A 7,902-nucleotide genomic window follows, 5' to 3' on the forward strand; every position below is an offset into this window, starting at 1 on the left:
GAGAGTGTCCTGAATTCTGTGTAACTGTCTAAACTTAAGCCTTAAAGGCTAAGGATGGACAATATGGATAAGAAAGCACTCGAAGCTTTTGCTCGTGAAGCAGCAAAGTCAATTAAGACAGAATCTGATCTTGATGACTTCCGCAAAATGTTAACCAAGGTGACCGTTGAAACGGCGTTAAACGCTGAACTCGATGAGCACCTTGGATATCAAAAACACCAATCTAGAACCAGCTCCAACTCCCGCAATGGCTACTCGGGCAAGTCAATCATCACCGATGATGGAGAAATCGATATCGACGTTCCCCGCGACCGTGAAGCCAGCTTTGAACCTCAACTCGTCCGCAAGCACCAAACTCGATTCCAATCCATGGACGACAAGATATTGAGCTTGTACGCGAAAGGCATGACCACACGTGAAATCGTCGCAACGTTCAAGGAAATGTATGATGCCGATGTCTCGCCAACGCTGATATCAAAAGTAACGGACTCGGTGCTTGAGCAAGTGATTGAATGGCAGTCGCGACCTCTCGACGAAATTTACCCTATCGTCTATCTCGATTGCATCGTGGTTAAGGTGCGTCAAGACAAGCAAGTCATCAACAAAGCGGTCTATCTTGCGTTAGGCGTCAACATGGAAGGCCAAAAAGAGCTGCTCGGCATGTGGCTCTCTGAAACGGAAGGTGCCAAATTCTGGCTTAACGTGCTGACTGAGCTTCAAAACCGTGGGGTAAAAGACATCCTTATCGCTTGCGTTGACGGGCTAAAAGGCTTTCCTGACGCCATCAACACTGCGTTCCCAGAGACGCAAATACAGCTCTGTATCGTCCACATGGTGCGAAACTCGGTCAAGTACGTCCCTTGGAAAGACTATAAAGCGGTGACGACTGACCTGAAGAAAATCTACCAATCAGCCACAGAAGATGAGGCTCTGCTGGCTCTAGCGCAGTTCTCTGACCGATGGGATAGTAAGTATCCTCAAATCAGTCGCTCTTGGACGGCGCATTGGGACAACCTCAACACCCTGTTTAACTACCCAGAGGATATTCGCCGAGCCATTTACACGACTAACGCCATTGAATCCCTCAACAGCGTTATTAGAAAAGCGATTAAGAAGCGCAAGCTCTTCCCAACGGATGAATCAGCTAGAAAGGTGATCTACCTGGCTATCCGAGATGCTTCCAAGAAATGGACGATGCCGATCAGAAACTGGCGACAAGCTCTAAACCGTTTTATGATTATGTTCGAAGACCGACTCACTCAATACATGTAACCCCGACAGTTACACAGAATTATTTACAGGGTCAAAATGAGCTCATTAGCTAATGAGCTGTGGAGGCACACACTACAATTGGGCTGCCCATAAATGAAAAAACCAAAAGCAATTCATCACTTTTGGTTTTTATGTACTTTCTTACTGATGTTTACTCAATGAGGCTGGCTCTCTCTAGGCTCAACAATCAACACAATTCCTTCGACATCTACGACTTTAACCACAACATCGGCTTCTAGGTTTTGCTGGCATTTTGCTGTCCACGTCGTATCGCCGAGCTGTAATCGAAAAGTTGCCCCTTCTTGAACGCTCTCTTTAATACGGGCTATTTGTCCGATCAGCTGTTTCTGTTTCTGGTTCAGATCACGAGTCTCGTCACCATCGTGGTCTGATTTAAATTGTTTACGCCACCATAACCAAGTCGTGACGAGTGATAAACTTGCAAAAGCCATCCACTGAAGTTGCCAACTGATGGGGAGCATCGCAAAGATAAGGCCAACGATGAGTGCGGAAATACCTAACCAAAGAAAATACCCAGCAGTTCCAAGCAGTTCCAATGCAACAAGCACTAAGCCTAATGCGAGCCAGTGCCAATAATTCATTTGTTGTATTAGCTCTATCACGTTAGGCCTACTTATCTTGTGAGGATTTCAGGTTGAACATTTCAGCAATGCCAGCAACCGAACCCATCAACCCAGTTGCTTCTAATGGCAGCATGATGATTTTGCTGTTCTCTGCTTGACCAATGGCTTTAAGTGCTTCGGTATATCCTTGAGCGATAAAGTAGTTAACCGCTTGCATGTCACCTTGCGCAATCGCATTCGAAACCATCTCTGTCGCTTTAGCTTCCGCTTCGGCAGCGCGTTCACGTGCTTCTGCTTGAAGAATAGCCGCCTGCTTTTCACCTTCAGCTTTAAGTATTTCAGACTGCTTTTGGCCTTCGGCGCGTAAAATTTGTGCTTGACGTACGCCTTCGGCTTCTAACACTTCAGCACGTTTATTTCTTTCCGCTTTCATTTGCGCATTCATCGCTGCGGTTAAATCCGCTGGTGGTTGTACATCTTTAATTTCGATACGAGTGACTTTTACACCCCAAGGGTTAGTCGCCTGATCGACTATCGATAACAATTTAGTGTTGATCATGTCACGCTGGCTGAGCATTTCATCCAGCTCCATCGAGCCCAGTACGGTACGCATATTGGTTAGAGTTAAGTTGCGAATGGCGTGTTGTAGTTCGCTAACTTCATAGGCGGCTTTCGCAGCATCAATCACTTGCACGAAGCAAACCGCGTCGATAACAACATTGGCGTTATCTTTGGATATCACTTCTTGTGCTGGGATATCAAGCACCTGTTCCATCATATTAATTTTTTGTCCGACGCGATCAATGAACGGAATAATGATATTTAAACCGGGGCGTAGGGTGTGTGTGTAACGTCCAAAACGCTCTACTGTCCAATTGCTCCCTTGTGAAACGGTTTTCACTGCAGAAAAGATAAATGAAATAACGACGAATACAAATATGCCAACGGCGACGAGTGAATCAATAGCCATAACGGTTCCTTTTAAGTATTAAATAATCCTAATGTTGATGTTCCTTTCTCTATTGAAACGGCCGCTGTGTTAGCTAAGTTCGTTCACCCCAATCATAGAGTTTATTGTGCTCATAGGGATGAACTCACTTGCCGACTGCCGGTATCTCCAAGTCATTTGGATATAGGAGCGATTCTCATCAACGTTTGAGCTTTGCTATTGATCATTCTCTATCAGTTATCGATATGGAACAAATGAAATAATGAGATTTGATACTGGTTTTTTAACAATCAAAGCAGAACGTTTCCAGTTTAATTGCTTGATATTATTAATATAATAGTGAATACAGCTTTCTGCGATAGAGACTTGCCACACTATTTCCTTGTCCAAGAGCACTTAAAATGTCCATAAACACTTTTTTGAGCCCGCCATCGAGGCAATTGAGGTCGCTTTGTAAAAATGACCATAACAGCTCGAGAGCTTCTTCATTACGGTTAACTTGATGATATTGAAGCGCTAACTCACTTGCTATGTGAGCGTTGTTTGGCTCAGCGGAAAAAATCTCTTCTAATGCTTGAATCTCTGGGCTGTCAGCGGCTTGCTTGTGCAGCTCCAGTTTGGCGATTAAGCCTTTGTAGTAACCATCTTGATACTCTAGTGGGATGCGTTCCAGTTCTGTTTCTGCCGCTTCATACTGCTGAGTTTCCAAAAACACATCAGCGAGGGCCAGTTTGACCTCTGCTTTTGCTTTCATATCGTCAGGTAGACTTAGTAGCAAAGGTAGTGCTTGCGAATGTTGTGTTTGCTCTATCAGTGTTAAGGCTTGCTGTAGCGCAACTTCATCGTGGCTTGGCAAATGTTTGCTTAACATTGCATTCACTGTTTCTATGGTCTGAGCACCTGCTAAACCGTCGACCGCTTGACCATTAATAAATAGAGCGATTGTTGGCAGGGTTTGAACACCAAATTGTGCTGCCACTTGCTGTTCTTGTTGGCAGTTGAGAATAGCCAAGGTGAATGCGCCACTGTGTTGTTGCGCTACGCTTTGTAATTCAGGAATGAGTTGTACGCTCTCTTGATTCATGGGTGCCCAAAAATAAAAGAGAATAGGAGTCTCAACTGAGCGTTCGAACACCTCTCGAAAGTTGTGCTGATTGACCTCAACGATGTAAGGTGATTGCATGATATTTTCCTTGCGATAATCAAGTTTATAGTCTTAGAAATAGGGGTGAAAATTGGAATATCAAGGGCAAATGAAAAACGCTACCGTTAAAGTAGCGTTTTTTATCTCTCAAAGAGAGGGCAAGCAAAGGTGTCTATAATATTAAAAATAGTGTCAGCGCAACACCGACACTGAGCCAATTTAATTGGTGTAATGTCATATTCGTCGTACCACATGTAACGCTTTATATTGGATTAACTGGGATATCCAGAGTTGTATCATGTCACATGAATGTTACGAATTAATGACAATTAAGTTGGTTGTGCTACTTTATGCAACCGTCGGTTTATCCACTGATAAGTATCGCTTTTGTCATTATCGTATACCTTGCTATTCACAAAAAATATAGGCCAGTTTTGGTTAAGCACGATGTTGTAATATATTTTTCAACGCAGGTTCTAGGTGTGAAAACTGGAAGTGAAATCCTAGCTCGGTTAGCTTTTTAGGTTTTGCTCTAATACTGTCAAACAGTAAAACAGCCGCTTCACCCATTGCAAGGTTTAGAACCCATTTGGGAGTGAATAGTATGTGTGGTCGACGTAATGTTTTCGCCAATAGCTGGCTAAAATGCTTATTAGGTACGGGATGTGGAGCACAGAGGTTAAAAGCACCTTGTGCATGTGGCATGTCTAATAAATAGGCTATCGCTCGTGCCATATCTAATAAGTGGATCCATGGCATATACTGCTCACCCTTACCAAGAGGGCCGCCCAAGCCTAAACGGTAAGGTGGCAGCATTTTCTTTAAAGCACCACCATCACTAGCGAGCACGATCCCCGTACGCAATAGGCACACTCGAGTTTTTTCTGATTGCGCTTGGAGGGCGATGCGCTCCCATTTTTCGCAAACGTGATGAGGAAAACTTTGTTGGTGCACATGTAATGTTTCATCAAACGGATGAGACTGTTGGTCACCATAATAGCCGACGGCCGAGCCACTGATGAAAACGGAGGGTGGTTCAGTACTGGCATGGATGAGTTCAACTAACCGCTCTGTTATTTCCCATCGACTAGCGCAAATGATCGCTTTTTGCTGTTTGCTCCAACGTTTGTCGGCGATCGGTTCTCCTGCAAGATTGATAATGGCGTCAAATTGATTCGCGTCTTTTAAACTCGCTAGGGAGGTCAGGTAGGTGATACTACCTTTGTCTACATGGGCGAGCTGCTGCTTAGCTCGCTCTATATCGCGCGTGAGGAGGTAGATATTGTGCGTGAAAATCTGTTTCATCAGCTCTTTACCGATAAAGCCAGTCCCTCCCGTTAATAGTATTTTCATGTTTCTACCTCATTGGTCTGTGCGATATCACCTAAATGGTGGTGATGAGAACGATAGCCATGTTGGTTAAGTGGCGATGCTTGTTTGCCATCTAACCTAATATAGGAAACTTATTTAGCATACGTGAATTGTTCGTGGTGATAAATGACAATGTTTATCCATAACTAAAGATGACGAAGTGTGCTGAAATTCGTACAATCTGTAGCTCCAAAATACGGAGATAAAAGTATGAAGTTGTTTTTTGCTTCGGATTTACACGGTTCACTGCCTGCTACTGAAAAAGTACTCAGTCTATTTGAACAGTCAGGTGCAGACACTTTAGTACTGCTAGGAGACCTTTTAAATCATGGTCCGCGTAATCCTATACCTGATGGGTATAATCCGACCGCAGTTGCGGAGTGCTTGAATCGATGGGCGCCGCATATTGTGGCGGTCAGAGGCAATTGTGATAGCGAAGTCGACCAAATGCTGCTCGACTTTCCGATGATGATGGATTTTTGTTGGGTAGTTTTGGAGTCAGGAACTCGTTTTTTCTTAACGCATGGCCATCAATATAATGCTCAAAATAGGCCACCATTAAAAAAAGGTGATGTTTTGATCCATGGCCACTCGCACATCCCTATGGCGCAAGGTCAAGATGATGTCATTATTGTCAACCCGGGGTCCGCGACCTTTCCACGTAATGAATTTCCCCCAAGCTACGCTATTTATACGGATGGATTATTTCAAGTAATAGGGCTAGAGGGGCAAGGACTAGCGCAATATCGTTTAGCGACCAGTTCTTAAACCCGTCGCTATCTGATTTACCTGTTGTCTGAATGACCCAGATCTCGCTCTGGGTCAATGATATCTCGGACTCGTTGCTTAAGAACTTTTGCTTCAGGGAAACCACCATCATGTTTACGTTCCCAAATACGTTGTCCATTGCACATGATTTCAAATCGTCCCCCTGTATCAGGGTAGAGACGCACAGATTCAATTTCTTCACTAAAAGTATGCAGTAACTCTTGGCTTAGCCAAGTGGCTCGAAGCATCCAATTACATTGGCGGCAATAGTAGATCTCAATATTGGCTTTTTCCATGGTGTACCTTTTGTGAAGAAGTAAGGGCCATTCGCAACAAAGGACCTTTTCGATCCTTCATTGAAGTTACAGATTACTCGATGGCTAATTGATAAACAGCACTGTCGAACCATGGCTTAGGCTGGTGAGCAATAATGTTTTTTCATTGACGACATCAATACGTCGGCTTTGTTGAGCATCCATCTTGAAAAATTGAGTAATCAGTTCTAGTTGCTCAGGGGTAAAGTCCTTACTTTGACTAGAACTAATGTTTTTAAATTCGCTAGGCGATATCAATAAGTAGCTATCACTGATATCCCAGGTGCCGGTTTCTGAGATATTAATGAAACTTTCACTTTCACCACCCACGGCGAATAACTTCACATTTGACATTCTAATATAAGTACCGTTAGGTAAATATTTCACATTTGAATTGACATCAACCCGACGGATTGGCCCAACAGAATCATTCTGTTGACTGCGTTTTACCACAGTGACCATTTTAGATTGCCATTCTTGCGCCGTTAGGATTTGTTCTATTTTTAAATCACTGCCCCAGTATAACCAACTACTGAATAGTGCAGAGATAGCTAAGATGAGGGTTGCCACTTTTGGATTCATATTTATGCCCTTATTTACACACGTTGGCCAAATCATCTTGGTTAGCTAAAATTCGTAAAGTGACATTTTCACCCGAGAACTCAGAACTATGGATGTAATTCAATACGAGCTGATTATTTTGACCACCAGTCGCAATCACCTGCTTAGGTGCCAGTTCTCCAGTATGTGATTCATTGTATTTTTTTACGCATTTTTCAATAGAAGGTAACCATTTGTTTAGGTCTGGATGATTGATGGGCGTATTCACAACTATGTTGTTATAAACCGCAATCTGTTTAAATTTTGATTGTGCAGGGCTAGTCAATAGGAGAGCCAGAATAGGTAAGAAAAGAGCCACAACCAACATCAATTTGCTTTGCAGTGTTAACTTTTCTTTCCCTATTTTTACTTTCGCGAGTGGATCTGTCGTCACGGTTTGGGATGTTGTCTCTTCGGGTTGCGAAGTGGTATCCGCGTCAATGTCTTGGATAGACTCACTGGCCAGTAACGGTTCCTCTTCAGGCTCGTTGGTGGTGTTTTTTTGTGAATAGGGGGTTGCTCGAGTCACCGAGGCGATCATTTGATAACCTCGTTTCGGCACGGTTTTGACGAATTCTGGTGATTTGGTTTGATCTTTCAACATCTTACGAAGTGTTGAAATCGCTTGAGTTAAGCTTGAGTCATCAACTTCAAAACCTTGTTCACGCCACACAAACTCATGCAGTTCATGGCGTGTAATGACTTCATTTGGGCGTTCACAAAGTAGAAGTAAAATTCGACTTTCGTTACTACCAAGGCGAACAGCCTCTTGTTCGTTTTCTTGTTCAAGCAAAGAGTTACTATTGGGATCAAACGTGAATCGGTTAGCAAGGATGAATTTTGTGCCTATGTTACTCATGATAATCTTCTTATTGTTGGCATGTTTAACCGTCCATCAAC

At 43.4% G+C, this 7,902-nt stretch carries 9 protein-coding genes; 2 read left to right on the plus strand and 7 right to left on the minus strand.

All coding sequences use genetic code 11. The features are described from left to right. Positions 1 to 63 precede the first annotated feature (63 nt). Positions 64 to 1,272 carry an IS256 family transposase gene (locus AACT21_RS03525; protein ID WP_017049682.1) on the plus strand — a complete coding sequence of 403 codons (1,209 nt, stop codon included), beginning with the start codon at positions 64 to 66 and terminating at the stop codon, positions 1,270 to 1,272. A 155-nt stretch (positions 1,273 to 1,427) separates the two neighbouring features. Here AACT21_RS03525 and AACT21_RS03530 read toward each other — a convergent pair whose 3' ends face one another. The 4 genes from AACT21_RS03530 to AACT21_RS03545 form a co-directional block, all read right to left on the minus strand. After that, on the minus strand, positions 1,428 to 1,895 hold the full coding sequence (locus AACT21_RS03530) for an NfeD family protein (protein WP_094164683.1): 468 nt from the start codon (positions 1,893 to 1,895) through the stop codon (positions 1,428 to 1,430). 7 nt (positions 1,896 to 1,902) lie between these two features. Continuing rightward, positions 1,903 to 2,826 (minus strand): SPFH domain-containing protein, encoded by a 924-nt coding sequence (locus AACT21_RS03535; protein ID WP_013857314.1) that lies wholly within the window; start codon positions 2,824 to 2,826, stop codon positions 1,903 to 1,905. Positions 2,827 to 3,133: 307 nt separating this feature from the next. Further along, complete coding sequence (locus AACT21_RS03540) at positions 3,134 to 3,988, minus strand: thioredoxin family protein (RefSeq protein WP_094164684.1); 855 nt, start codon at positions 3,986 to 3,988, stop codon at positions 3,134 to 3,136. A gap of 399 nt (positions 3,989 to 4,387) precedes the next feature. Further along, a complete protein-coding gene (locus AACT21_RS03545) occupies positions 4,388 to 5,302 on the minus strand; it encodes a TIGR01777 family oxidoreductase (RefSeq protein ID WP_088728727.1) in 915 nt (304 codons plus the stop codon). 228 nt (positions 5,303 to 5,530) lie between these two features. On the opposite strand from AACT21_RS03545, the gene yfcE reads away from it, so the two are divergent. Next, positions 5,531 to 6,088 carry a phosphodiesterase gene (gene yfcE, locus AACT21_RS03550; protein ID WP_026028955.1) on the plus strand — a complete coding sequence of 186 codons (558 nt, stop codon included), beginning with the start codon at positions 5,531 to 5,533 and terminating at the stop codon, positions 6,086 to 6,088. 17 nt (positions 6,089 to 6,105) lie between these two features. On the opposite strand, the gene AACT21_RS03555 is transcribed toward yfcE, so the two are convergent. The 3 genes from AACT21_RS03555 to AACT21_RS03565 all read right to left on the minus strand — a co-directional run bounded on the left by AACT21_RS03555 (position 6,106) and on the right by AACT21_RS03565 (position 7,861). Beyond that, a complete protein-coding gene (locus tag AACT21_RS03555; RefSeq protein WP_017045494.1) occupies positions 6,106 to 6,384 on the minus strand; it encodes a SelT/SelW/SelH family protein in 279 nt (92 codons plus the stop codon). A gap of 84 nt (positions 6,385 to 6,468) precedes the next feature. Next, positions 6,469 to 6,984 carry a regulatory protein ToxS gene (locus tag AACT21_RS03560; RefSeq protein WP_026027495.1) on the minus strand — a complete coding sequence of 172 codons (516 nt, stop codon included), beginning with the start codon at positions 6,982 to 6,984 and terminating at the stop codon, positions 6,469 to 6,471. Between the two features lie 10 nt (positions 6,985 to 6,994). Further along, entirely contained in the window at positions 6,995 to 7,861 is an 867-nt protein-coding gene (locus AACT21_RS03565) for a winged helix-turn-helix domain-containing protein (protein ID WP_017045495.1), read from the minus strand. Between the last annotated feature and the right edge of the window lie 41 nt (positions 7,862 to 7,902).

It is taken from the genome of Vibrio sp. V08_P9A1T1 (assembly GCF_963874405.1).
In the GTDB taxonomy this organism is placed as follows: Bacteria; Pseudomonadota; Gammaproteobacteria; order Enterobacterales; family Vibrionaceae; genus Vibrio; species Vibrio anguillarum.